Origin of the sequence: Halocella sp. SP3-1 (genome assembly GCF_003953885.1) — a bacterium.
Lineage (GTDB): Bacteria > Bacillota > Halanaerobiia > Halanaerobiales > DTU029 > Iocasia > Iocasia fonsfrigidae.
The window spans coordinates 340838-365683 of record NZ_CP032760.1 but is presented as its reverse complement, the minus strand read 5'-3'; the positions used below and the strand labels follow the sequence as shown (position 1 = coordinate 365683).

26 protein-coding genes are annotated in these 24846 nt (G+C 40.2%); all 26 read left to right on the top strand.

Going from position 1 to position 24846, the window contains the following annotated elements; all coding sequences use genetic code 11:
* The first annotated feature begins 12 nt into the window (after positions 1-12).
* Positions 13-2895: a DEAD/DEAH box helicase gene (locus D7D81_RS01675; protein ID WP_125986711.1), complete on the top strand. Its 2883-nt coding sequence runs from the start codon at positions 13-15 to the stop codon at positions 2893-2895.
* Positions 2896-2968: 73 nt separating this feature from the next.
* A complete protein-coding gene (locus D7D81_RS01670) occupies positions 2969-3727 on the top strand; it encodes a transposase (protein WP_125986709.1) in 759 nt (252 codons plus the stop codon).
* 103 nt (positions 3728-3830) lie between these two features.
* Positions 3831-4568 carry a hypothetical protein gene (locus tag D7D81_RS01665; protein WP_125986707.1) on the top strand — a complete coding sequence of 246 codons (738 nt, stop codon included), beginning with the start codon at positions 3831-3833 and terminating at the stop codon, positions 4566-4568.
* Positions 4569-4572: 4 nt separating this feature from the next.
* On the top strand, positions 4573-5160 hold the full coding sequence (locus D7D81_RS01660) for a DUF6657 family protein (RefSeq protein ID WP_125986705.1): 588 nt from the start codon (positions 4573-4575) through the stop codon (positions 5158-5160).
* A gap of 238 nt (positions 5161-5398) precedes the next feature.
* Entirely contained in the window at positions 5399-5557 is a 159-nt protein-coding gene (locus D7D81_RS19380; RefSeq protein WP_164522072.1) for a hypothetical protein, read from the top strand.
* A gap of 509 nt (positions 5558-6066) precedes the next feature.
* Complete coding sequence (wecB, locus tag D7D81_RS01655) at positions 6067-7215, top strand: non-hydrolyzing UDP-N-acetylglucosamine 2-epimerase (RefSeq protein ID WP_125986703.1); 1149 nt, start codon at positions 6067-6069, stop codon at positions 7213-7215.
* 34 nt (positions 7216-7249) lie between these two features.
* Positions 7250-7606 carry a hypothetical protein gene (locus D7D81_RS01650; protein WP_125986701.1) on the top strand — a complete coding sequence of 119 codons (357 nt, stop codon included), beginning with the start codon at positions 7250-7252 and terminating at the stop codon, positions 7604-7606.
* Positions 7603-8046: an ATP-binding protein gene (locus D7D81_RS01645; protein WP_286170065.1), complete on the top strand. Its 444-nt coding sequence runs from the start codon at positions 7603-7605 to the stop codon at positions 8044-8046. The genes D7D81_RS01650 and D7D81_RS01645 overlap by 4 nt, the downstream gene beginning before the upstream one ends.
* Positions 8047-8069: 23 nt before the next feature.
* On the top strand, positions 8070-9434 hold the full coding sequence (locus tag D7D81_RS01640; RefSeq protein WP_125986697.1) for a [Fe-Fe] hydrogenase large subunit C-terminal domain-containing protein: 1365 nt from the start codon (positions 8070-8072) through the stop codon (positions 9432-9434).
* Positions 9421-9753 carry a DRTGG domain-containing protein gene (locus D7D81_RS01635; RefSeq protein WP_125986695.1) on the top strand — a complete coding sequence of 111 codons (333 nt, stop codon included), beginning with the start codon at positions 9421-9423 and terminating at the stop codon, positions 9751-9753. The genes D7D81_RS01640 and D7D81_RS01635 overlap by 14 nt, the downstream gene beginning before the upstream one ends.
* Entirely contained in the window at positions 9753-10493 is a 741-nt protein-coding gene (locus tag D7D81_RS01630) for a PHP domain-containing protein (RefSeq protein WP_125986693.1), read from the top strand. Before D7D81_RS01635 ends, D7D81_RS01630 begins: the two co-directional genes overlap by 1 nt.
* Before the next feature lie 22 nt (positions 10494-10515).
* A complete protein-coding gene (locus D7D81_RS01625) occupies positions 10516-10785 on the top strand; it encodes an ACT domain-containing protein (protein ID WP_125986691.1) in 270 nt (89 codons plus the stop codon).
* 12 nt (positions 10786-10797) lie between these two features.
* Entirely contained in the window at positions 10798-12162 is a 1365-nt protein-coding gene (locus tag D7D81_RS01620) for a PFL family protein (RefSeq protein WP_125986689.1), read from the top strand.
* A gap of 499 nt (positions 12163-12661) precedes the next feature.
* Positions 12662-13153 (top strand): NADH-quinone oxidoreductase subunit NuoE, encoded by a 492-nt coding sequence (gene nuoE / locus D7D81_RS01615; RefSeq protein ID WP_125986687.1) that lies wholly within the window; start codon positions 12662-12664, stop codon positions 13151-13153.
* An 8-nt stretch (positions 13154-13161) separates the two neighbouring features.
* A complete protein-coding gene (locus D7D81_RS01610) occupies positions 13162-13713 on the top strand; it encodes an ATP-binding protein (RefSeq protein WP_125986685.1) in 552 nt (183 codons plus the stop codon).
* A 1-nt stretch (position 13714) separates the two neighbouring features.
* A complete protein-coding gene (locus tag D7D81_RS01605; RefSeq protein WP_125986683.1) occupies positions 13715-14089 on the top strand; it encodes a (2Fe-2S) ferredoxin domain-containing protein in 375 nt (124 codons plus the stop codon).
* Between the two features lie 2 nt (positions 14090-14091).
* Positions 14092-15894 carry an NADH-quinone oxidoreductase subunit NuoF gene (gene nuoF, locus D7D81_RS01600; RefSeq protein WP_125986681.1) on the top strand — a complete coding sequence of 601 codons (1803 nt, stop codon included), beginning with the start codon at positions 14092-14094 and terminating at the stop codon, positions 15892-15894.
* A 29-nt stretch (positions 15895-15923) separates the two neighbouring features.
* Complete coding sequence (locus D7D81_RS01595; RefSeq protein WP_125986679.1) at positions 15924-17645, top strand: NADH-dependent [FeFe] hydrogenase, group A6; 1722 nt, start codon at positions 15924-15926, stop codon at positions 17643-17645.
* A 110-nt stretch (positions 17646-17755) separates the two neighbouring features.
* Positions 17756-18256: an NUDIX hydrolase gene (locus D7D81_RS01590; protein ID WP_125986677.1), complete on the top strand. Its 501-nt coding sequence runs from the start codon at positions 17756-17758 to the stop codon at positions 18254-18256.
* A gap of 67 nt (positions 18257-18323) precedes the next feature.
* The gene (locus D7D81_RS01585; RefSeq protein WP_125986675.1) at positions 18324-19361 is read left to right on the top strand and encodes a patatin-like phospholipase family protein; all 1038 of its coding nucleotides are present in this window, start codon (positions 18324-18326) and stop codon (positions 19359-19361) included.
* 188 nt (positions 19362-19549) lie between these two features.
* Positions 19550-21058, top strand: a complete 1509-nt coding sequence (gene putP, locus D7D81_RS01580) for a sodium/proline symporter PutP (protein ID WP_125986673.1) — start codon at positions 19550-19552, stop codon at positions 21056-21058.
* A gap of 143 nt (positions 21059-21201) precedes the next feature.
* On the top strand, positions 21202-21978 hold the full coding sequence (lplA, locus tag D7D81_RS01575) for a lipoate--protein ligase (protein WP_286170058.1): 777 nt from the start codon (positions 21202-21204) through the stop codon (positions 21976-21978).
* On the top strand, positions 21960-22193 hold the full coding sequence (locus tag D7D81_RS19980) for a lipoate protein ligase C-terminal domain-containing protein (protein WP_353622104.1): 234 nt from the start codon (positions 21960-21962) through the stop codon (positions 22191-22193). The genes lplA and D7D81_RS19980 overlap by 19 nt, the downstream gene beginning before the upstream one ends.
* Before the next feature lie 23 nt (positions 22194-22216).
* Positions 22217-23170, top strand: coding sequence for an ABC transporter substrate-binding protein (locus D7D81_RS01570; RefSeq protein WP_125986671.1), 954 nt, complete (start codon positions 22217-22219; stop codon positions 23168-23170).
* Positions 23151-23924 (top strand): ABC transporter permease, encoded by a 774-nt coding sequence (locus D7D81_RS01565; protein ID WP_125986669.1) that lies wholly within the window; start codon positions 23151-23153, stop codon positions 23922-23924. The genes D7D81_RS01570 and D7D81_RS01565 overlap by 20 nt, the downstream gene beginning before the upstream one ends.
* Entirely contained in the window at positions 23914-24636 is a 723-nt protein-coding gene (locus tag D7D81_RS01560) for an ABC transporter ATP-binding protein (protein ID WP_125986667.1), read from the top strand. The genes D7D81_RS01565 and D7D81_RS01560 overlap by 11 nt, the downstream gene beginning before the upstream one ends.
* The last annotated feature ends 210 nt before the right edge of the window (positions 24637-24846 follow it).

Here is a 24846-nt window from a genome sequence, read left to right as displayed (position 1 = left end):
AATAGAAAGATTTTGGAGGACCTGAAACGGTTTCAGAATAAGTCAGGACAGAATACTAATTATCAGAAATTAGTGGAGTTGAGCCGGCCCCGGGAACTTATCGAGAAAGAAGTACTCCATTACTATATAAGTGGTTTAATGAATGAACACCTGGTAAATTTTAAAATAAGCCTTGAATGTGATAGCTTATCTGATCAGGAGATAGAGAGGATAATATCATATATTCATCATGGAATCACTTTCAGGACCTATCAGGTCAGCAGTCTGCTTTCCAGCGGTGATTATCTTAATGTCAAATCATTTAGAAAACTGGAGACAAGCCAGAGCAGAACAGCAGGGTCTTTTCTGCTGGTCAAAGATAATGATGCCCATAATTTTTTGCTGGAATTAATAGCTGATAGCCCTGTGTATTTAGTTGAAACTGGTGAACGGGCCCGGGTAGGTGAAGAACTAAAGCCTGCTCTGTTTTTAAGTGGCACAGAGGATTTAATAAATATAAATATTAAGGAAGATGAATATCAGCTGTACAGGGCTCCTTATCATGAAGTTTACTGGACAGTTATTGACAGTATAGTACATCCGATAAACATGGTGGAATTCAACAGTCTCCCTGATGAAATCAGGATCCCGGGGGATAAAAAAGGGGAGTTTATCTTTGAGGTATTACCAGCTCTGGAGAAGAAGTATGGCCTGGAGATAGATAATTATTTTAGAAAATATGAACTGCATTCTGAAGAACCAGTGATTACCCTATATTTTGATTATATTCAGGGGAATATCCTTTGTAATGCTGATATCGAGATAAAGGGTGAGCATATAAGTGGTATTGAGGCCCTGGGTAGGGATTTTGATTTAAGGGAATATACCCGCTCAAGCAAAGGGTCTAATTTATGGTATCTTCAGGACAACCAGGCAGTCAAGGATCTACTGAATTTAATGCATGACTATGGTTTTCATGTCAGACCGGAAGAGTTCATACTCAGAAATAAAGAAGATATTATTGACTTTATTACTGATGGGTTTATCCATCTCCCTGAGGAATGGCAGCTTGTGACTACCGATTCTTTTGATGAACTGGAGATAAGGACGGTTCAGCTGGAACCAATTATTGAACTCAAAGAAGGGGATGGGATAGATTGGTTCGAGTTTGAAGTTTATTATAATCTGGGTGGGAAGACATTTACTAGTTCAGAATTAAAAAAGATGATCTCCCAAAATCAACATGGTGAATCATATATTAATATTGACAGACGGTATTTTATCCTTCAAGAGGGTCAACAGGAGGAAGGGCTTACTAAGCTATTGGATACCGCTGAAGAGGGGGATGAAGGGGATTATAGAAGTTCATTTTATAATCTCCTTTATTATAAAAACCTGATTGAAGAGGCTGGTATAAGATGCCGGGGTAATAGGGTTTACAATAGTCTGCAAGAAGATATTACAGCTGGCAGCCTGGTTAAGGAGGTCTCTATCCCCCAGGGGGTTCAGGATGTGTTGAGGAATTATCAACGCCAGGGATATTACTGGCTGAGGTTTTTAAATAAGTATCATTTTGGGGGGATACTGGCAGATGATATGGGTCTTGGTAAAACGATTCAAACCCTGACCCTCCTGGTAAGTTTAGAACTTAACAAACCGGCTTTAGTTATTTGTCCCCGCACTCTGATCTATAATTGGGCAGAAGAGGTAGATAAGTTTTTTCCTGACCTGAAATATCTGGTCTATTATGGAACCCCTGAAGAAAGGAATGAAATGCTTGATGATCTCCAGGAATATGAGCTGCTTATTACCTCATACTCAATTATCAGCAGGGATTATGAAAAACTGAATAATAATGGATTGGAGTTTGCCTATTGTATTCTTGATGAAGCTCATCACATTAAGAACCACAGGACTAAAAGGGCCCAGGGTGTAAAAAAGATTAAGGCAGAGAGAAAGTTGGCTCTGACAGGAACCCCTCTGGAGAATTCGATTGATGAACTTTGGTCAATTTTTGATTTCTTGATGCCTGCTTATCTCTATAGATACAGTCGTTTTAAGAAGGAGTATTTAAATCCGATTACAAAAGGTAATGATCAGGAAAAACTTCAGGAATTTAAAAAGAGGGTAGCTCCTTTTATTTTACGCAGAAATAAAGATGAGGTGCTGAAAGAATTGCCGGAGAAGACTATTAATATTCAATATGTGGAGATGACTAAACTACAGGAGGACACCTATCAACTGATCCTTGATCAGCTAAAAGGTGAATTGCTGGCTTCTGTCCAGGAGAAGGGGTTTGATCGTTCCCGGATAAATATCCTGGCGGCCTTAACAAGACTGAGGCAGGTCTGTAATCACCCCTCTCTGGTGTTGAATAATTTTGAACATTCCGCTCATAAAGAAGGGTCAGGCAAGTTGGCGGCCTTGTCCGAAATAGTGCAGGAAGCTGTTGATGGTGGTCATAAAATAATAGTCTTTAGCCAGTTTGTCAGGATGTTAAAGATAATACGTGAAGATTTCGAAAAAAGGGGTGTAAGCTTTGAATACCTTGACGGCAGTACCAGGGATAGAATGTCAAGGGTAAAGAGTTTTAACCAGGATGACAGGATCAAGGCTTTTCTTATCAGCCTCAAGGCCGGGGGAATAGGTCTAAACCTGACAGCGGCTGATATTGTTATTCATGTTGATCCCTGGTGGAATCCGATGGTTGAACGGCAGGCAACTGATAGGGCTCACCGCCTGGGACAGGAAAATAGGGTTATGGTGTATAAATTGATAACTAAAGGAACTGTAGAAGAAAAGATGATAAAACTACAAAGGAGAAAGGAAGACATGTTTAATAACATTGTTGAGGATAATGTAAATCCCCTTAACCAGATTACCTGGGAGGATATTCAGGAATTGCTTGATATATAATTGCTGCGTGACGGGGGGACGGTTCGATTGACACGAAAGCAAAAGAATGGTACACTAAAAATGGTGATTAAAAATGCCTAGACAGAAAAGAAAACAGAGTGAAACCGGGATATATCATGTTATGCTGCGAGGGATAAACAGGAAGACTATTTTTGTTGCTGATGAGGATAATAAAAGGTTTATTCAGGCGGTTAACAGGGCCAAAAGAAATGGTAATTTTTTATTATATGCCTATTGTTTAATGGGTAATCATGTACATTTATTGATAAAAGAAAATGAAAAAATAGGTAAGAGTATTAAAAGGATAGCGGTTAGTTTTGTTCAGTGGTATAATAAGAAATATGACCGATATGGCCACCTGTTTCAAAATAGATTTAAGAGTGAGGCTGTCGAGGATGATACCTATTTATTGGTAGTACTGCGTTATATTCATCAGAATCCAGTCAAGGCAGGTATATGTAAACTGCCTGTTGAATATGAGTGGAGTAGTTATCAGAAATATATTAAGCGGTATAATGGTAAACAGGTAAATATTGATGCTGGATTTATTGATGATTACTTTGTAGATAGGGAGAGTTTTGAGTTGTTTATGCAGGAAGTAAATAATGATAACTGTCTGGAATATAAATGTAAAAAAAGGCTTAGTGATCAAGAACTGAGGGAGAGAATAATTAAGGAGTTTGAAGTCGGTGGCCTAGCTAATGTCAGTAAAACTGACAGAGATAAGATGATTTTTGCTATAAAAAAGGAAACAGATGCTAGTATAAGACAGTTGAGTAGGGTACTGGGGATTGGGCGTGGCGTTGTGGCCAGGGCTGTGAAGAAAAGATGATGTGACAGACGAACCGTCCCCCTGTCATCTTTTTGTTTATTGACATGGGGTTGGCTTATCTTTATAATATAATATTAATAAGACTTTGAGGAGGCAGCATAATATGAATAGCCCTGAACGAATAAAGTATGCACTGGAAGAAACAGAGATACTACGGTCGCCGGACGGGTTGATTTCGACTAATTCAGCAACAACCCTTCACTTCTATGTCCTTGCTGAGCCTGCCTATCATGAGGTGTTTAAAAATGAGGGCCCTGAGACTAAAGTTAGACGTGGGAAGATATCCTGGGAAAAGCCTAAGTTATTAACACCTGGTTATCTGGTTGATATGGAAGGGTTTAGTAGTGAGGCCCGTGAGGCTATGAAATTAATTGCCCGGCAGAATCCCGATCTGGCCGGTGTATTATATAAAATGAGGTATAAGAGGGAGGAAGAACATACCTCTACAGTGTCATATGATATTAATGAGACATTTAAGAGACTGGAGAGGCGTATTGAGGATGAAGGAAAGGATTTTGTTGTTATTATCAAGGGTATAGATGAGCTCTGGGATGTATCATTAACTAAATATGTCCAGGAATTAATTATTAAGAGTGCTTATAAATCACAGCTCCCTTATTATGAAAACAAGGGTTTCTTGCGTAGGGATGAACGTGGTTTGCCGGCGATTACGCGAAATCTTGAGGGACTACCCCTGGCTGCTAAGGAGGAGATTGAAAAGATGTTTGCTGAGGTAAAGAGTGGTGTTCTTGACCCGGCAAAGCTCAAACAGGAACTAGATCAGTGGGGAGTTTTCCGGGCTTATGAAGATAGATTTTTTGATCTCTTTAAAAAGGAGTGATATTATGAGAAAGATGAAAAGTGCTTTTGAAATTGCTATGGAGAAGGCTGAGGCGATTGGTGATGAGTTGACAGCAGAGGAAGAGTTAAGGATTAAAAGGGATAAGATTAAACCTTTACTGTCTGATTTTTATAAGGAAAAGATAAGTCCAGAAGACCTTTGGGAAAGATTAAAAGATGAAGATGATGGTGATTTGCTGAGAGAGGCCCAGGTGCTGTTAATAGAGTCGATAGGGCTTAAAACAGCTGATTATCAAATAAAACGGCGCAAAGAAGGTATCCTGGCAATTGAGTCTCTAAAGGAGGGACGTAATAGTTCATTACTGGAACAGGGATTTGAACAGGTTTTCAATCTTAAAGAAAGATATAATGCCGAACGAGAGAGAATGAATAATATTATTGAAGAGCAGATGGAAAATGCTCAGATGACAATGAAACCTGTTAAAACCAGTGATGGCAGAACGGTAATGAAAATGGAGCCAGCTATTGATGAAGAGACCCAGCAGGGTTTTAAAGAAAAGCTTAATGAGCTGGAAATGCAGTCCAAACAGCTATTAAATCAAATTGCTGATAATATAAAGGAAAAATTATAATAATGTGGGCCAGATCACTTGCAAATTGAAAATAAAATGATATAATAGAACAAGGCGTATATTTTGTCTATATATGGGTAAATGAGGAAAAGCAGTATATGGACAGAATCATGTATATAAACAGCTGTAAGTGAATATAATTTATATAAATAATTAATAATCGTCTTTGCTTGGATATATATATTACAGTAAGATATATCTTTATTAGTAATTAAGTTGGGAGAAAGAAGGTGTGTTTATGTACAGAATACACTGTCCAAACTGTAATCATTATAATTATTCCGCAAGTAGGGCTGGAAAATGGTTGTGCTGTTATTGCGGCAAGGATCTGGCAAATGAAAAAGTAGAAACTACTACTGAAACAAATAAGGATAATAAACGGGAGAAATTAGCTTAAGATATAGTTGAATATTGGCGTGTATTTGAGCCTTTAGAAGGCTCTTTTTTCTTTTGAAAGGATTTATAAACTGTGTTATGATAATATTATGTACTTTTAAAGAAGCTATGTTTTTAATAACTTTGAAGACCGACCAATATATTTACTTCCCTTGTTGTGTACCGCAGGTACTCCGCTTTAAGTAGACCGTACAAGAAAATTAAGGTTGCACTACGGCGTCCTGCCTTCGTTTACTGTCGAGAAATTGTCTTCCGGCTCACTGAACCTTCTTTTTATTACGCAAGGACGGTTCAGTATCAGGCCATCGAGGCCAAGTTCCGTGCCTCCAGACAATTTCTAGAGTCGTACAGTAAATATATTGGGCTGGTTTATTATGATGAGTAGTTAACTTTGAGTGAAAAGTGGTTCTAAGAAAAAATTAATAATTAGTGATTAAGTATGGGTGGCGAAGCCATTTTGTTCAATTAGAGATTCTAGTTTTATTACTAGTTTATAAGGGTGATTAAGTAATGGATAGGATTAAAGTGATGTTGGTTTTTGGGACGAGACCTGAGGCGATTAAGATGGCTCCTGTGGTAAAGGCTCTCCAGGTGGATAAAAGGTTTGAGGCTGTAGTGGTTGTTACTGCTCAGCACCGGGAGATGCTTGACCAGGTTTTAGGGTTGTTTGATATTAATCCAGATTATGACCTGGATATTATGCAGGGGGGACAGTCTTTATCAGAGATAACTACCCGGGTACTCATTGGTCTTGAAGGGGTAATCAGTAAAGAAAATCCGGATATTGTTCTGGTACACGGTGATACCTCGACTACCTTTGTGGCTGGTCTGGCTGCTTTTTACCAGCAGGTGAGGCTAGGGCATGTTGAGGCAGGGTTGAGGACATATAATAAGTATTCCCCTTTTCCTGAAGAGATGAACAGACACCTTACTGCTGTACTGGCAGATCTGCATTTTGCTCCTACAGCAAACTCACGGGAAAATCTACTGGCTGAAAATATAGACCCGCACAGGGTTTTTGTAACGGGAAATACTGTGATAGATGCTATTCTGGAAACAGTAGACGATGATTATGTCTTTCAGAATGATGTTTTAGAGCAGCTAGATTTTGTTAATCAAAAAATAATACTCCTGACATCACACCGTAGGGAGAATCTGGGTAAACCGATGGAGGATATCTTTACTGCTGTAAGGCGGCTTATTGAGGATAATCATGATGTAGAATTGGTTTTCCCAGTTCATTTAAACCCCAAAGTCAGGGAGATTGCCAATGATACCCTGGAGGGTTTAAACAGGGTACACTTAATAGAACCAATGGAGTATAAGCCTTTTGTAAATCTGATGGCCAGGTCTTATCTGGTACTTACAGATTCGGGGGGTATCCAGGAAGAGGCGCCGGGCCTCGGCAAACCAGTACTTGTCCTGCGGGATACAACTGAACGTCCAGAGGCTGTAACAGCTGGTACTGTTGCCCTGGTGGGGACTGAAGAGAACGAAATATATAACAAGGCTAGCCTTCTGCTTAATAATAAAGAAGAATATGATAAGATGGCTAATGCTGTTAATCCATATGGTGACGGTCGGGCCAGTCAGAGAATTTGTGAACGGCTGCTTTATGAATTTGGTTTAGTTGATTGTTTAGGTGAGGAATATATTTAGCTTTTTTTAATAAATTTGAGGGGGTAATTGATAGATGAAGCTGGCAGATATAAGGGATATCCTTCAGTTGCAGCCTTTAGTAGCTGGTGATGACGAACTGGAGATAAAAAAGGCCTGTGGGGCTGATTTGATGAGTGATGTACTTGCTTTTTCTCAAGAGAAATCTCTATTATTGACTGGTCTTACTAATCCACAGGTAGTACGAACTGCCGAAATGATAGATATCAAGGTGATTATCTTTGTTCGAGGGAAAAGACCTCCTGTAGAGACTATAGAACTTGCCCGGACAAGTGGTATTTATCTGTATATGGCTAAAAAACCCTTGTTTGAATGTTGTGGTATGCTATATGAAAAGGGCTTAAAACCTGAGAAAATTAATAAAATCAAGTGAGTGGAGGAAGTCATGTGGAGGAACATGCTATTCTAGAAAAGGAAATTGATAAGGGGGATTTTTCCCGCGGGGGTGAGGCCTCAAGTGAGTTAAAGGCTTTATTAAGGAAACTGGGCATAAATAATACTATAATTCGCAGGGCTGCTATTGTTACCTATGAACTGGAGATGAATATTATCATTCATTCTGAGGGGGGAAATATCAAGGCAGCGGTTTCTTCTGATGAAATTTTTATTTATATTGATGATGAGGGGCCTGGTATTGAGGATTTAGAGAAGGCTTTTCAACCTGGATATTCAACAGCCAGTGATGAAGTGAGGGAAATGGGTTTTGGCGCTGGCATGGGTCTGGTTAATGTTAAAAACTATTCAGATCAGTTGGAGATTGATACTGCTCCAGGTGAAGGGACCAGTATCAAGGTGGTAATAGCTATCAAATAATCTTTAAGAGAGAGTGGTCTTTTATGATTCAGCAGCATTCAGTTTTACTCAAAGAGGAATTATGTGAAGGGTGTACTAACTGTGTAAAGGATTGTCCTACCAAGGCTATCAGGGTACATCAGGGTAAGGCTACGATTAAAGAGGAATTATGTATCGACTGTGCAGAATGTATAAGAACCTGTGCCTATCATGCGAAATATACCAGGACTGATTCTATAGAAGATATTGCTGATTATGATTACCCGGTTGCTTTAGTCCCCCCCAGTTTCTATGGTCAATTTATTGATTATTCACCAGGTCAGGTTATTAAGGGTCTATATAAACTCGGTTTTAAGGGTGTTTATGATGTTGCTATGGCAGCAGAGGCCTTGACATATAAGACTATTGATTTTTTAAAAAATACTAAGGGATTATATATATCTTCCTCATGTCCTGTTGTTGTGAGGTTAATTAAACTCTTATATCCGGAGCTTATTGACCAGCTGATTCCTTTTAAACCGCCTACAGAATTAATGGCCCAGAGCGTGAGGAAGGAGTTGTTGGACAGTGGTCTTAGTGAGCAGAAACTGGGTATTTTTTTGGTAACCCCCTGCCCAGGTAAGACTTCAACTGTTCATAATCCCCTGGGTGTGGACAGGAGTTTTATTGATAAGGCAATTCCTGTTGATAAGGTTTATCATAGTTTACTGGAAGTGATGGATAAAAAGAACAGTGAGAGTGAAGGAAAAGAAGGTCTTACCCCCTATTTGGGGATTAAATGGGGCCAGAGTGGTGGGGAAGTAGATCTTATTAAACCCGCTATCTTAAATAAAACCATTGCTGTGTCAGGTATTCATAATGTTAAGGATATACTTGAAGAGATATCTCGTAATAATATTACAGATATCAGGTATTGTGAGCTTTCCGCCTGTACAGGGGGGTGTGTAGGTGGGGTGCTTAATGTAATAAATCCATTTCAGGCTAAATATAATCTAAAAAAACTGGTAGAAGAGCATAATGCGGCGGTTAATCAGGATTATTCTCTTTATAGTTATCAACTGTCAAGTGAGTTTAAACCAGTAGAAGTAGCTAGACTTGATAGTGATATCGAAAAGGCCATGGAAAAACTGGCACAGCTGGAGAAAGAGATAGATTTATTACCTGGCTTAGATTGTGCTGCCTGTGGGGCGCCTGACTGCCAAACCCTGGCTGAGGATATAGTTACTGGTAAGGCTAAACGCAGCGATTGTATTTTTATACTCAGGGAGCAGGTGGAGGATCTGGCTGATCAGATGTCTGAACTGGCCCATTCCATACCACCGATTATGAGAAAAAGGAGGCGTGAAGAAAGGGCCGGTGCCCAAAAGGACGTTTTGAAAGGGGAGAATAATAAAAATGAGAGTAAATGAAATTGTTGATAAGCTGGGACTGGAGGTCCTTGCTGCTGACTCCCTTGCTAGGGAGGTTAGTGGTGCTTATATAGGGGACCTCTTGAGTAATGTGATGGCCAGGGCTGAAGAAGGTAACCTCTGGCTTACTATCCAGGGCCACCAGAATGTTGTAGCTGTAGCCCTGCTGGCAAATGTGGCTGCTGTTATTGTAGTTGAGGGTATGACCGTAGAGGATGCTGCTGTAGCAAGGGCTGAGGAGAAGGGTGTGAATATACTACGCAGTGAGCTTTCTGCCTATGAATTGGCTGCAAAACTGGTCAAGATGGGTATAGAATAATGCGCTGTTTTAAGGCTGACCTCCATATTCATACCTGTTTATCACCCTGTGCTGATATTATTATGACAGCAGGGAATATTATTAAGAAGGCTGTTGAGCAGGGGCTGGATATTATTGCTATAACTGACCATAATTCGGCCAGAAATGTGGCCGCGGCAGTAGAGATAGCGGCCGGGAGTCCACTTGAAGTTATACCAGGGATGGAGGTTGAGAGTGCAGAGGGGGTCCATCTGCTGTGTTTCTTTGACCAGCTTGAACAGTTAATTACCTGGCAGGAAGAGGTTTATCAATCATTACCAGATATGTTGAATGATGAAGAGTATTTTGGTTATCAGATAATAACTGATCAGGAAGATGAGTTTATTGCTAAAGAAGAAAGACTGCTGGCCACAGCAGTAAAAATGAGTAGTGAAGATATTGTTAAAAAAATAACAAGCCTTGGTGGTCTGATAATCCCTTCACATATCGACAGGCCTTATAATAGTATGCTGGCTAATCTGGGGTTTATACCACCTGGAATGGAAATATCTATTTTGGAGATTTCAAAACATGTTTCAGAAAAGGAAATCAAGGAGAGGTTTCCCTTTATTAAGGAATATTCCTTGATAAGTAGTTCTGACAGCCATTATTTGACAGACATTAAACCTATGATGGAGTTTTATATGGAGGAAGTATCTCTGTCAGAGATTAAACTGGCTGTTCTGGGAAGAAATGGACGGAAGTCAAGGATTATAAAATAAATATGAGAAAGGGCAGATAAAGATGAAGGCGATAATTACAGTTATTGGTGAAGATAAAGTTGGCATAATTGCTAAAGTAAGTAGCTTGCTGGCCAGTACTAATGTTAATATTTTGGATATTAGTCAGACTGTTTTACAGGATTATTTTACAATGATGATGCTTGTTGATATTTCGGGACTCAACATCCCTCAGGATGAATTAAATGAAGAACTTGACAGGGTTGGAAAGGAACTGGGTTTGTCGATAAAACTACAGCATGAAGATATATTTAGGTCAATGCACCGTATCTAAGGAGGAATTAGCATGTTAAGCCCATATGAAATAATGGAAACAATCAGGATGATAGAAAAAGAGAAACTGGATATCAGGACTATTACTATGGGGATATCATTACGTGATTGTGTTGACCCTGATATTAAACGTTTGTCTACGAAGATATATGATAAAATTATTAAATATGCTGGTAGATTGGTAGAAGTAGGGGAAGAGATTGAACTGGAATATGGGATACCGATTATAAATAAGCGGATCTCTGTTACCCCAGTATCATTAATTGCTGAAGCCCTTGACGCAGCTGAGGAAGATTACTTAAGGATAGCCAGGACACTTGATCAGGCAGCCCGGGAGACAGGAGTAGATTTCCTTGGCGGGTATTCTGCTCTGGTACACAAGGGCTATACCAGTGGGGATCACAGATTAATTAACTCAATTCCTACTGCTTTAAAAGAGACAGAGCGGGTCTGTTCTTCGGTAAATGTTGCTACCACCAGGGCCGGTATTAATATGGACGCTGTCCGGCAGATGGGTCAGGTTATTAAAGAAACAGCTGATTTAACTGCTGCACAGGATGGCCTGGGCTGCGCTAAACTGGTAGTTTTTGCCAATGTGCCGGAGGATAATCCCTTTATGGCTGGTGCCTTTCACGGGATAGGTGAAGGGGAGTCTGTGATAAATGTGGGCATTAGTGGTCCTGGTACTGTGAAATCAGCCCTGGAAGGGGTTAAGGGTGAGCCTTTTGATGTGGTAGCTGAAACAGTTAAAAAGACTGCTTTTAAGATTACCAGGATGGGCCAACTGGTAGCCAGGGAGGCCTCTAAAAGATTAGGTGTTCCTTTTGGTATTGTTGACCTATCACTGGCGCCAACACCTGCTGTGGGGGATAGTGTGGCCCGGATTCTGGAAGAAATGGGGGTTGAAAGGTGTGGTGCACCAGGTACGACAGCTGCCCTGGCTCTCCTAAATGATGCTGTAAAAAAAGGGGGTGTAATGGCATCCTCCCATGTTGGTGGATTAAGTGGGGCTTTTATACCGGTGAGTGAAGATGCAGGTATGATAGAAGCGGTAGAAATAGGTGCCTTAAACATAGAGAAACTGGAGGCAATGACCTGTGTCTGTTCAGTAGGACTTGATATGATTGCTGTACCAGGTAAGACAACAGCAGAGACTATTTCAGCTATTATTGCAGATGAGGTTGCTATTGGTGTTATAAATAATAAAACCACTGCAGTTAGAATAATTCCTGCTCCAGGCAAAAAGGTTGGTGAGAGTGTAGAGTTTGGTGGTTTATTAGGTAAAGCACCAGTAATGGCTATCAGCAATTTCCCTAGTACTAGTTTTATAGAGCGGGGAGGAAGAATCCCGGCTCCTCTGCATAGCCTGCGGAATTAATTTATATAAGTAGCACTTAAATATAGCACTTTTCCGTTCCAGCCAATTATATTAATTCCGCTTGTCGTGCGCCACAGGCACTCCGTATCTGAACAAACCGTACAAGAACATTAAGGTTGCGTTACGGCGTCCTGTCTCCACTCACTGTCCACATATTTTTCACTCCAGCATCCTGCCTACGTGAAAAATATACGACGCTCTCGATGAGCTAGTGTTTAAGCTAACATTGCGTAACTTAAAAGAAGTTTAGACTAGTCGCTCCATTAATATAATTGGCTTACACAAAGCATTAGTGTGAATAAATTAAACAAAACTTATATAGCTGGAAAAATGAATAAATTGCAGAATATTATATTATATTCAGAAAATGGTGTCTACTATTGACATCGGCTTGCAAGTGACATATAATAATCATGGCTTATAGTATGTGAAATAATTAACTAGGATTTTTTTGTATTATTTTGCTGACCAATATAATTCAATAAGGAGGGGTATTAAGATGGCATGTAGTTGTGGAGGAGGAAAGGAAAGCTTAAATAAGTATCTGGCTCCATTGAGGGAAATACTTGAGGGTTATGAAAAGGATGAAAAATACCTAATTCCCATTCTGCAGGATGCTCAGGATGAGTATGGTTATTTGCCAGAGGATGTTCTAAAAGAGATAGCCACTTTCCTTGATATGTCTTTAAGCCAGGTCTATGGTGTTGTTACCTTTTATACACAGTTCCACCTGGAACCAAGGGGTAAGAATATACTGAGAGTCTGTATGGGTACAGCCTGTCATGTCCGTGGCGGGGCAGAGGTTCTTCAGGCAGTGCAGGATGAACTGGGTATAGAAAATGGAGAGACTACTGAAGACCTGAAATTTACTCTGGAAACAGTTGCCTGTATAGGCGCCTGTGGTCTAGCACCTGTAATGATGATTAATGATGATACACATGGGCGGCTGACACCAGAAAAAGTTAAAGACATTTTAAAAGAGTATATCTAAGTGGTCTTATGAGGGAATTATCACTGCATATCCTTGATATAGTACAGAATTCAATTGCAGCTGATGCTGACTTAATTAAACTAATTATTAGAGAAGATATAGCTAAAAATCTGTTAATAATTGTGATAGAGGATAATGGAAAAGGTATAGAGTCAGAGGACATCAGTAGAGTAGTTGACCCTTTTGTTACTTCGCGAAAGACCAGGGAAGTTGGTCTCGGCCTATCACTGTTTAGGGAGGCCAGTAGGAGGTCCAGGGGGGATATGAAGATAGAGTCAGAACCGGGTAAAGGCACCAGGATTACTGCTTACTTTGAATATAACAATATTGACCGCGCCCCACTGGGTGATATTGTAGGAACGATTGTTGCCCTGATTACAACTAATCCGGAGATAGATTTTATTTACCGGCATGTTTATGAGGGGCGGGAATTTGTATTTAGTACCGAGGAGATTAAGGCTGAATTAGGGGATGTTTCGATTAATGAACACCCTGTTTTAAATTGGATAGAAAAGAATCTTAATGAAGAATTAAGAGACCTGTATGGAGGTGACTTATAAAATGAAATCTCTGGAAGAATTAAGAGAATTAAGAAATAAGGTTCAGAAGGATTTAGAGATGAGGAGTAATAGTGAGCGCCCCAAGATTATTATTGGGATGGGCACCTGTGGTATTGCAGCCGGAGCCCGTAAGATATTAAAGGCAGTCATGAAGGAGATTGATAAAAGAGGTTTGGATGTAATTGTTACTCAGACTGGCTGTATTGGTATGTGTGAGAAGGAACCACTGCTTGATGTTAAAATGCCTGGGAAGGATAGGGTTACTTATGGTAACCTTACACCAGCTGATGTTAAAATGATTATTGTTGAACATGTGATAAATGGTAATGTTGTAGAAGATTTAGCAATAGCACGTTTTGATGAAGGAGGTAATTAGTCATGGACCAGTCTATTTATCGTTCCCATGTATTAATCTGTACTGGTACAGGTTGTGTTTCTTCTGGTTCAAAAAAGATAAAAACAGTATTGGAAGATGAGCTGGCAGAACATGATCTAAGTAAAGAAATAAAGATAGTTGAGACAGGGTGTCATGGGTTCTGTGAAAAGGGACCAATTATGATTGTTTACCCGGAAGGGGTTTTTTACTGTCAGCTTAAGGAAGAGGATGTAGCTGAAATAGTTGAAGAGCATTTCTTAAAGGGTAGAATTGTTGATAGATTATTATTTAAAGAGCCGATCAGTGAAGAGAGTATTCCATCATATCAGGATATAGAATTCTATAAAAAACAAAGAAGGATAGTATTATCTAATTGTGGCCGGATAGACCCGGAGAGTATTGAAGAATATATTGCCAGCGGTGGCTATGAAGCAGCTGGTAAGGCGATTACAGAAATGACCCCAGAAGAGGTTATTCAGGAGGTTAAAGACTCCGGCCTTCGCGGACGTGGTGGAGGGGGGTTCCCAACAGGTTTAAAATGGGATTTTACCAGGAAGGCAGCTGGTGATAAAAAGTATATTATCTGTAACGCTGATGAGGGTGATCCAGGTGCTTTTATGGACCGCAGTCTGCTGGAAGGTGACCCCCATGCAGTGATCGAAGGGATGATTATTGCTGCTTATGCTATTGGGGCTGATGAGGGTTATGTCTATGTAAGGGCCGAGTATCCACTGGCAATTACCAGGTTGCAAAAGGCGATTGAACAGGCTGAAGAACTAGGTTTGCTGGGTGATAATCTCTTTGGCAGTGATTTTAGTTTTGACCTTCATATTAAGAAAGGAGCCGGGGCCTTTGTCTGTGGTGAAGAGACTGCTTTAATGGCTTCTATTGAAGGTAAAAGGGGTATGCCCAGGCCGAAACCGCCGTTCCCTGCTAATAAAGGCTTATGGGGTAAACCTACTAATATTAATAATGTTGAGACTTTTGGGAATGTCCCTTATATCATTAATGAAGGTGCTGAGGCATTTAGTAGTGTAGGGACAGAAAATAGTACAGGAACCAAGGTCTTTGCCCTGACTGGAAAGATTAATAATACTGGTCTTGTTGAGGTTCCGATGGGAATTACTTTACGTGAGATTGTTTTTGATATTGGTGGGGGATTGACATCTGGTAAGAAGTTTAAGGCTGTTCAGACCGGTGGGCCTTCAGGCGGCTGTATTACCTCTGATTACCTTGATCTCCCTATTGATTATGATTCTTTAAAAGAGATTGGGGCTATGATGGGTTCAGGTGGTATGGTGGTAATGGATGAAGGGACCTGTATGGTTGATGTTGCTAAGTTCTTCCTTGATTTTACCCAGAGTGAGTCCTGTGGGAAATGTACTCCCTGTCGTGAAGGTACTAAAAGAATGTTGGAAATTTTAAATAGAATCTGTGAAGGTGAGGGTAAAGAGGGGGATATCGAATTACTCCTGGAGTTGGGTGAGCATATTAAGGACACAGCCCTCTGTGGGCTGGGACAGACTGCCCCTAATCCCGTGTTGAGTACAATTAAGTACTTCCGTAATGAATATGAAGCCCATATTAATGACAATAAGTGTCCTGCTGGTGTCTGTCAGGGGCTTGCTGCTGCCTATATAATTGATGAAGAGACCTGTGTTGGTTGTGGAATGTGTGCTAAGGTCTGTCCAGTAGATGCTATTTCAGGCAAACCAAAAGAGAGTTATCAGATTGATGGTGATATCTGTATTTCCTGTGGTGCCTGTGCCCAGAAATGTCCAGTAGATGCTATTTCCCAGGGCTAAAAATATATAATAAAGGAGTGTCTCGTACCATGAGTAAAATAACATTAACTATAGATGAACAGGAGATTCAGGTCGAAGAAGGTACTACCATTCTGGAAGCGGCCCGCGAAGTAGGTATTGATATACCAACCCTGTGTTATCATCCTGATTTAACCCTTCACGGTTCCTGCCGTGTTTGTGTGGTAGAAAATCTTGATAACGACAGCCTGGTAGCTTCATGTGTCACTCCAGCTGCTGATGGAATGAACTTAAGTACCCGTAGTGCCCGGGCCAGAAGGGCCAGGGGCCGGAATGTTAAATTGTTGTTAGCCAACCACCCCAATGACTGTCTGGGCTGTGACAGGAATGGAACTTGTGAACTGCAGGATATAGTCTATAAAATGGGGATTAGACGTGAAGAAATTGAACCTTTAGAAGGTGAAAAAAGGAATCTTCCTTTAGATGATAGGGGGCCTGCTTTAAAGAGGGATCCCAACAAATGTATTCTCTGTGGGCGCTGTGTTCGTGTCTGTGAAGAGGTTCAAGGGGTTTCTGCCCTGCAATTTAGTAAACGTGGTTTTGATTCAGTTGTTACGACAGCTTTTGATCTACCACAGAGTGAAATTAACTGTGCTAACTGTGGTCAATGTGCCACGGTTTGTCCTGTAGGGGCTATCACAGAAGTAAGTGAAATAGATAAGGTCTGGCATGCCCTGGAAGACCCGGATAAACATGTCATAGTACAGACTGCCCCAGCTATTCAGGCTACTATTGGTGAGGAGTTTGGGCTGGAAGCAGGGACAGTAGTTACTGGCAAATTAGTTAATGCCCTGCGTAAACTCGGTTTTGACAGGGTCTTTTCAACTGAATTTAGTGCTGATCTGACAATTATGGAAGAGGGTTATGAATTCCTTGATAAGGTTGAAAATAATAAACCATTGCCCCATATTACTTCCTGTTGTCCGGGATGGATTAAATATGCTGAACACAATTATGCTGATTTGCTGGATAATGTTTCTACTGCTAAGTCACCACAGCAAATGTTTTCACCACTGGTTAAGACCTATTATGCAGAGAAATCTGATATAGACCCAGCCAATATATATACTGTTTCAGTAATGCCCTGTACTGCCAAGAAGTTTGAAAAAGACAGGGAAGAGATGGTTGATAGTGGTTATAAAGATACAGATGCAGTTCTGACTACCAGAGAGCTGGCCAGAATGATTAAAGAAGTTGGTATTGACTTTAATAATCTGGCAGATGATGAATATGATGAACTGATGGGTAAGTCAACAGGGGCTGGTACTATCTTTGGTACTACTGGTGGTGTAACTGAAGCCGCTTTAAGGACAGTTAAAGAGAAATTGACTGGTGAACCACTGGAACGTCTTAATCTTGGAATTCGTGGTATTAAAGAGGCGGAGGTTGAGATTGGTGATCTGGTAGTAAATGTTGCTGTAGCCAGTGGCCTTGGTAATGCTGCTAAACTCCTGGATGAAGTCAGGGCAGGCAATTCGAAATATCACTGGATAGAAATAATGGCCTGCCCTCATGGTTGTGTTGGTGGTGGAGGTCAGCCCTTGCCTGTTAATAATGAGAAAAAGGATAAACGGGCTGAAGGCCTTGCCAGTATAGATAAAAACAAGTATGTCCGCAAATCACATGAAAACCCTATGGTTCAGAAGTTATATGATGACTTCCTGGGGGAACCACTTGCTGATAAATCACACAAATTGCTGCATACACATTTTAAAGCACGTGCTAAGAACTAGAGATATGAAAACGCTGGCCTGGTGGTCAGCGTTTTGATTTTTATAAGGCAGGCGATTATATTTTTTTGGAGAATATATAATATATACGAAGCAGGATAGGGGGGAGGGGTTTGTATCAATATAATTTTTGTCCGGTATGTGGTAAAGGTCTTAGTGAAGATGTGATTGATCATAAGATGAGGAAATACTGCACTTCCTGTGGTTTTGTTCATTACCTTAATCCAAGGTCATCGGTGGGTGCGGTTGCCGTTAGAGATGGCAAAATACTCCTTGTCAAGAGAGGTGTTGAGCCTGGTAAAGGTTTATGGTCTCCTCCCTCTGGTTTTATTGATCCAGGTGAAACAGCTGAGCAGGCCTGTCTGCGTGAGCTGGAGGAAGAAACAGGATTAACAGGGAGAATAGTTGAACTGCTGGGGGTTTATACCCAGGATGCCAGGGTTTATGGTCCAGTGTTGATTGTAATGTATCTAGTTAATAATCTGCAGGGGGAGTTAAAGGCAGCTGATGACGCTGCTGATGTACGGTTTATTGAGATTAACGATGCTGTTGATTTTAGCTTTAATTGTTTTAACAAGGCTTTAAAAAAGGCAAAAGAAAACCTGGGGCTTTAAGGGCTGCAGGTTTTTTAATGTCATACCCTTCTGCTGTACCCAATATAATATTAATGGGGGTATAGCTATGGTGAATATGAGAAAATATAGGAGAAAGTACTCTTTAACCGATAAGTATCACAGGAATTTAGAGACAGGGCTAGTTTTATCAGGTGGTGGTGCCAAGGGTGCTTATCAGGCAGGGGTTATAAAGGGACTCTTAAAGATGGGGATTAAATTTGACCTGGTTACGGGGAGCTCTATTGGTGCCTTTAATGCTGTATTACTTGCTGAGTTTATTAAAAAGGGGTTGAGCAGCAGGGAGATAGGAGATGGGATGGAAGAGGCCTGGATGAAGGTTGATAATTTTTTAACCCTAAACTGGTCTGGTTTTTTAAATAATTTCTTTAACCCCTGTAAAATACCTTCAATTTTTAGCAATAAGATAGTTAAGGCGGTTCTGAACAGCTATATACCTGTTAAACGCAGGTTTTCTGATTATAGGGACTGCCAGTTAAGTGTGACTGGCACTAATCTCAACAGGAAAAAACTCAGGATATTTGATTATAACTCTGATATAGCAGTGATTGAGGCTGTTCTGGGGTCAATGGCTTTCCCGGTAGCCTTTCCTGCGGTTAATATTGAGGGGGACAATTATATCGATGGTGGGGCCTTATGTAATGCCCCCTTAAGGGAAGCGATTATGTGGGGGACAAGTGATATCTATGTTGTTTTTTTATCCCCTCTTGATCAAATTGAAGATGGTTATGAAGACGGTAAGGTCCATCCCCAGTATTCTGCCCTAGAGGTAATTGCTGAATTTATTGATATGGCTTTTGGGCAACTTTTATATGGTGATCTCCACCGGACAGAACAGTTAAATGCCTTAATAAAATTGTTGAATCAATATGAGAGTTCATTACCGGCTGGTTTTCTTGCTGAGATGAGAAAGCTTTATGGTTTGAAACACCATAATAATAGTAAGATGATATCGATTAATAAGATTGCACCTGCCCAGGAACTTGACCCACCCGGTATTGGGGGATTTAACAAGAAAAAGGTCATTGAGGAATTGATTAAAAAGGGTGAACGGGATAGTAGGCAATTATTTAAAAAAAGGAAATAGGCTATTTATTGAGAATATATATTTATAGTGGTCTTATTAATATTTATAGTTTAGAGTAAATAGGAGGGGTTTAAGGAAATGGACTATAGTTTACCTTTTGTAACATGGTTCTGGTTGTTGGTACCAAATGGGATGATTGTCTTACTTTCACTCTGCCGTTTGATAAGAGAGAAAAGGGGTGATAAGTAATGGATCCTGTACTCATTACAATTATAGTATATATAATCGGGATGTTGTTAATCGGGTATTATTACTACCGCCGGAATGAATCGATAGAGGACTATTTTTTAGGGGGTAGGACCCTAAATCCTTATGTTACTGCCTTAAGTGCTCAGGCCAGTGATATGTCAGGGTGGTTATTGATGGGTTTTCCAGGTGCGGTTTACGCAGGTGGTTTTAATGCCATGTGGATAGGTATTGGACTGGCACTAGGTACTTATTTAAACTGGCAGTTTACTGCCCAAAGATTGCGCCGTTATACTGAGGTGGTAGATGCTATAACAATAGCGGATTTTTTTGAAAGCCGTTTCAGAGATAAATCCCATTATCTGCGGATTGTAACTGCTTTAGCAATCTTGATTTTCTTTACAATATATGTTTCTTCAGGTTTGATTGCTGGTGGAATATTGTTTGAAAATATATTGGGAATTAACTATAATGTTGCTGTCTTTCTGGCTGTAATTGTTGTTGGACTTTATACCTTTCTGGGTGGTTTTAAAGCAGTAAGCTGGACTGATTTTGTGCAGGGTTTACTTATGTTTATTGCTTTGATCATAGTTCCTATCATTGTGATCAGCAGTTTAGGAGGATTTGATGAACTATGGAAACAGATTGCTGCTGTAAATCCGGATCTTCTTAATGCCTCTAAAATTGTTGATTATAATCTGGCTGACAGGGTTAGGTGGACCTCACTTAATACCGGGGACGGCTTTACTTTTATTAGTTTAATCTCCCTGCTGGCCTGGGGGCTAGGTTATTTTGGTATGCCTCATATACTGGTAAGGTTTATGGGGATAAAGTCTGCCCGGCAGCTCCCTATATCTCAGTTTGTAGGGATTAGCTGGGTTGTTATCAGCCTGATAGGGGCGGTACTGGTTGGTATGATGGGTATTGTTATTATACCAGAGCCCCTGGCAAATACAGAGACTGTTTTTCTAGTATTATTACAGAGATTGTTTAATCCGTGGATAGCCGGTATTTTTCTGGCAGCTGTTCTGGCGGCTATTATGAGTACGATAGACTCACAGCTCTTGGTTTCTTCCAGTGCCCTGGCAGAGGATTTTTATAAAGCCATTTTTAGACCAGAGGCAGGGCAGAAGGAACTGCTCTGGGTAAGCCGTGCCACAGTTGCTTTAATCACTATTCTGGGGCTTGTTTTTGCCCTTTCAGGGGGTTCGATACTGGACATAGTTGCTTATGCCTGGGCAGGACTGGGCGCTTCTTTTGGACCAGCTATTTTGTTTTCCCTTTTCTGGAAGAGGACAAGCAGGAATGGTGTACTGGCCGGGATAATTACGGGTGGATTAACGGTAATTATCTGGAAAAACTTCTTTGCCTATACTGGCCTATATGAGATTATTCCAGGGTTTATACTGGCTGCCCTGCTTATATATTTAATTAGTTTACTGGGTGATGGCCCGGTAGAGGAAGTGGAAAAGGAATTTGAGATGGCTATGAAACCACTGGCCAATGAATAACTGCTAGTTTTTATGCTGACCGAGAATAATAAATAAAACCTGCTTCTGCTAAGGAAGTGGGTTTTATCTATTGTTTGGAGATATAAAAGTGGTATAATATTAGTAAGTAAATTATTTACTTAAAATTGTCAGGGGGTTTATCAATGCCGCTTAAAACAAAAATAATCTATTCTTTAAGTAATAATCCCTGGTATAACCTGGCTCTGGAAGAATTTTTGTTGGAGAGCATTAGCAGGGATGAAGTTCTGCTTTATCTCTGGCAGAATCAGCGGACAGTGGTTATCGGACGTAATCAGAACGCCTGGAAGGAATGTAATTATAAGGTCCTAAAAAGAGATGAAGGTAAGCTGGCCCGCCGCTTATCAGGAGGTGGTGCGGTCTTCCATGACCTTGGTAATCTTAATTTTACATTTATTATGGGGCGTGCTAATTATTATCTAAATAGACAGTTGAGAGTTATTATTGAGGCTGTTAAACAGTTGGGAATTGGGGCTGAGTTTTCCGGTCGGAATGACCTGCTTGTTGAAGGCAAAAAGTTTTCAGGGAATGCCTTTTATTTTGCAGCTGACAAGGCATATCATCATGGCACACTATTACTTGATACTGACTTTACTCAGATGCTTAAATACCTTCAGGTATCAGCTGAGAAGATAGCATCCAAGGGGATTGATTCGGTTCGCTCCAGGGTGGTTAATCTGAAAGAGCTGAAGGCTGATTTAAATCTTGAAAGGCTTAAACAGGCTATGGAGGTTTCTTTTTTAGAGGAGTATGGTGGTAAAGGACAGACTGAGTATTTACAGCCTGAAGATATTTCTGAATTGAAGGGTTTATATGAGAAATATTCCTCCTGGGAATGGTTGTTCGGCAGCTCCCCGGATTTCAATGTTGTTTTTGAGAAAAGATTCCCCTGGGGGGGTTAGAGCTTTGCCTACAGGCCAGCAGGGGTATTATTGAAGAGGCGGTTATTTACTCTGATGCGATGGAGGTTGAATTAATAAGAAAAATTGCTGAAATGCTCAAAGGCTGTATTTTTGACATTGAGGAAATAAGTAAAAGAATTAAGAAGATTAATCCTGACCAAAATAAGGAAATAATAACTGATATTGTTTCCTGGCTAAAGGAGAAGAATATATAACTTTTGATAAGGGAGTGATCTTAATGGGAAGAAAAAAGTTGTTTTTAGTGTTAAGTCTGCTTATTGTATTTGTAATGACTACTGCTGTTAATGCAGAGGGAATAAAAAAGATAAAAGTGCAGACACCAACAACAGTAGGGGCATTACCAGTGTTATGGATGGCAGAAGAAGGTGTGCTAGGTGAGGATATAGAGATTGATGTAAAGATATCAGCTGACCATAATAGGGCTATTTCTTTGATTGCTAAAAATGAGATAGATATGATGTTGACTGGTGTTAATGTTGGAGCCAAGGTTTTTAATAAAGGGATTAATATTAAATTGCTTAATGCCAACATTTGGGCAATAGATTATGTTCTGACAAATGGATTTGAGGCAGATACCTGGGAGGACCTGCAGGGTAAGACACTCATCCTGCCTTTGTTAGGGGGACCGCTGGATTTTCTAGTCCGGTATTTTCTGGATAAAGAGGGTATTGCCTCTGAAGAGATTAACCTGGTTTATAAGCCCTTACAAAATGGGGCCAGGACATTTATGATGGGTAAATTGGATGCCATTTTACTCCCTGAACCACTAGTGACCAAGATTTTGAGTAATAACGATAAGGCCAGCTTATCAATAAATATTCAAGACGAATGGGCTAAACACCATAATGGTGACGGTAGGATACCATTTGTAGGGCTTTTTGTTAGTAATAACTTTTTAGAGGAAAATCAGCAGTTAACAGATAGTTTTAATGATTATTATAAGATAGGTGTAAAATGGGTGAATAACAATCCTGAAGAGGCGGCAGAACTGGCAGCCAAATACTATGGTATGCCTGCTCAATTAATCTTGAAGTCTTTTAACAGGGTAAAACTGGATTGTTATCCTGTTTTAGAAGAGAACAAATTAATTGAGAGGTATTTTAGGGATATTATGACATTATACCCAGAGATGATAGGTGGTAAATTACCTGATGAATCATTTTACTTCTAGTTTTTTTAAAATATCTGTCGGCACTGCTGGTGTTCTGGCAGTGCTTCTTTTATGGGGAGGTTTATCCAGCAGATTTCCTTCTTTAATCCTGCCTTCTCCACTGGAAACTGCTCAGGCCTTAATTGAGCTATTGGAAAGTGGAATACTGGTCACTTTTATTTTAATTACAGTTAAACGTACGATGATTGGTTATACAGGAGCGATTATTGCCGGGCTTGTTTTTGCTTTTTTTCTACGTTACAGTAAGTTCTGGAGGCTTTTTTTCAGGCCGCTGATAACAATTATGCAGACCATTCCACCAGTAGTCTGGCTGGTTCTGGCAGTTATCTGGTTTGGTATTGCTGATGACTTAACACCTATCTTTCTGATTTTTATTGTTAGTTTTCCAGTTGTTTTTATAAATATCTACCATGGGCTGGGTAATATAGATTATGGACTTGTTGAAATGGCCAGGTTTTATCACTGCAGCAGGAAACAGATTTTTTTTGATATTTATCTTCCTTCCCTCCTACCTCACCTGATGTCAGCTATCAGTATTGGTCTGGCTTTTGCCTGGAAGTCGACAGTGTTTGCTGAGTTTGTAGGGAGTTCCAGTGGGATAGGTTTTGCCCTGAGTGTTGCCAATAACAATTTGCAGACAGATAGGCTTTTTGCCTGGGCTATTGTACTGATAGTCCTTATGTTTTCTTTTGAATATTTGATTATTAAGCCTTTAAAGAAATATGTAATGAGGTGGGAGCCAGATGTCGGCTAATTTACTTAGTATTAAAAACTTGGCCAAATCATATAATGCCTATGAAGTGCTGGCTGATATTAACTTTGAACTCAAAGATGGAGAGATTGTAGCCTTTATTGGTTCTTCTGGCAGTGGTAAAACAACACTCTTTAATATTATTGCCGGTTTACTTGACAGGGATGTCGGGGAATTAACTTTAAAGGAGGGGCTGAGGTTGGCTTGTGTTTTTCAGGAGCCCAGGCTTTTACCATGGAAGAGTGTGGAAAATAACCTTACCTTTGTTCAGCGGAACTTTCTCACTGAAAAGGAAGGGGCAGCTCTGAGGGAGTATCTTTTAAAAGGGGTAGGCTTAATTGATTTTCGGGATAGTTTCCCAGGGGAATTGAGTGGTGGTATGAAACAGCGCCTGGAGTTTGCCCGGGCTCTTTCAATTAAACCTGATTTACTTTTGCTTGATGAGCCCTTTAAATCTATTGATACAGGGTTAAAAATAAAACTGCGTGAGTTGTTACTAAAGAATTGGCAGGAAGAAGCCTACTCGATTTTGCTTATTACCCATGATCCCAGAGAGGCTGTTTTACTGGCTGACCGGATCTGTTTTCTGGTAGGTCAACCGGCCGGGATAGAAAAAGAGTTTAAAATAAGAATACCTCAGGGGGAGAGGGGGCTTGCTGATAAGGGGATATATAGTATTTTACAGGAGATTGCTAATCTTTATTTAATGGATTAAGCGTCTTGCATAATTGATTGTTCCCATACAAAAACTCCGCAACGAATTTAGTACCAGCTAATTATGGGCTGTTTTAAACTCCCTACGGTCAAACAGTGAAACAGCCTTTTTCATAATTGCTTTTACTAAATTCTGCTCCGTTTTAATCTTCTGGATAACAATTCAATTATGCAAAAGTGTTATTATGAAAGATCCTTAACGGGTTAATTA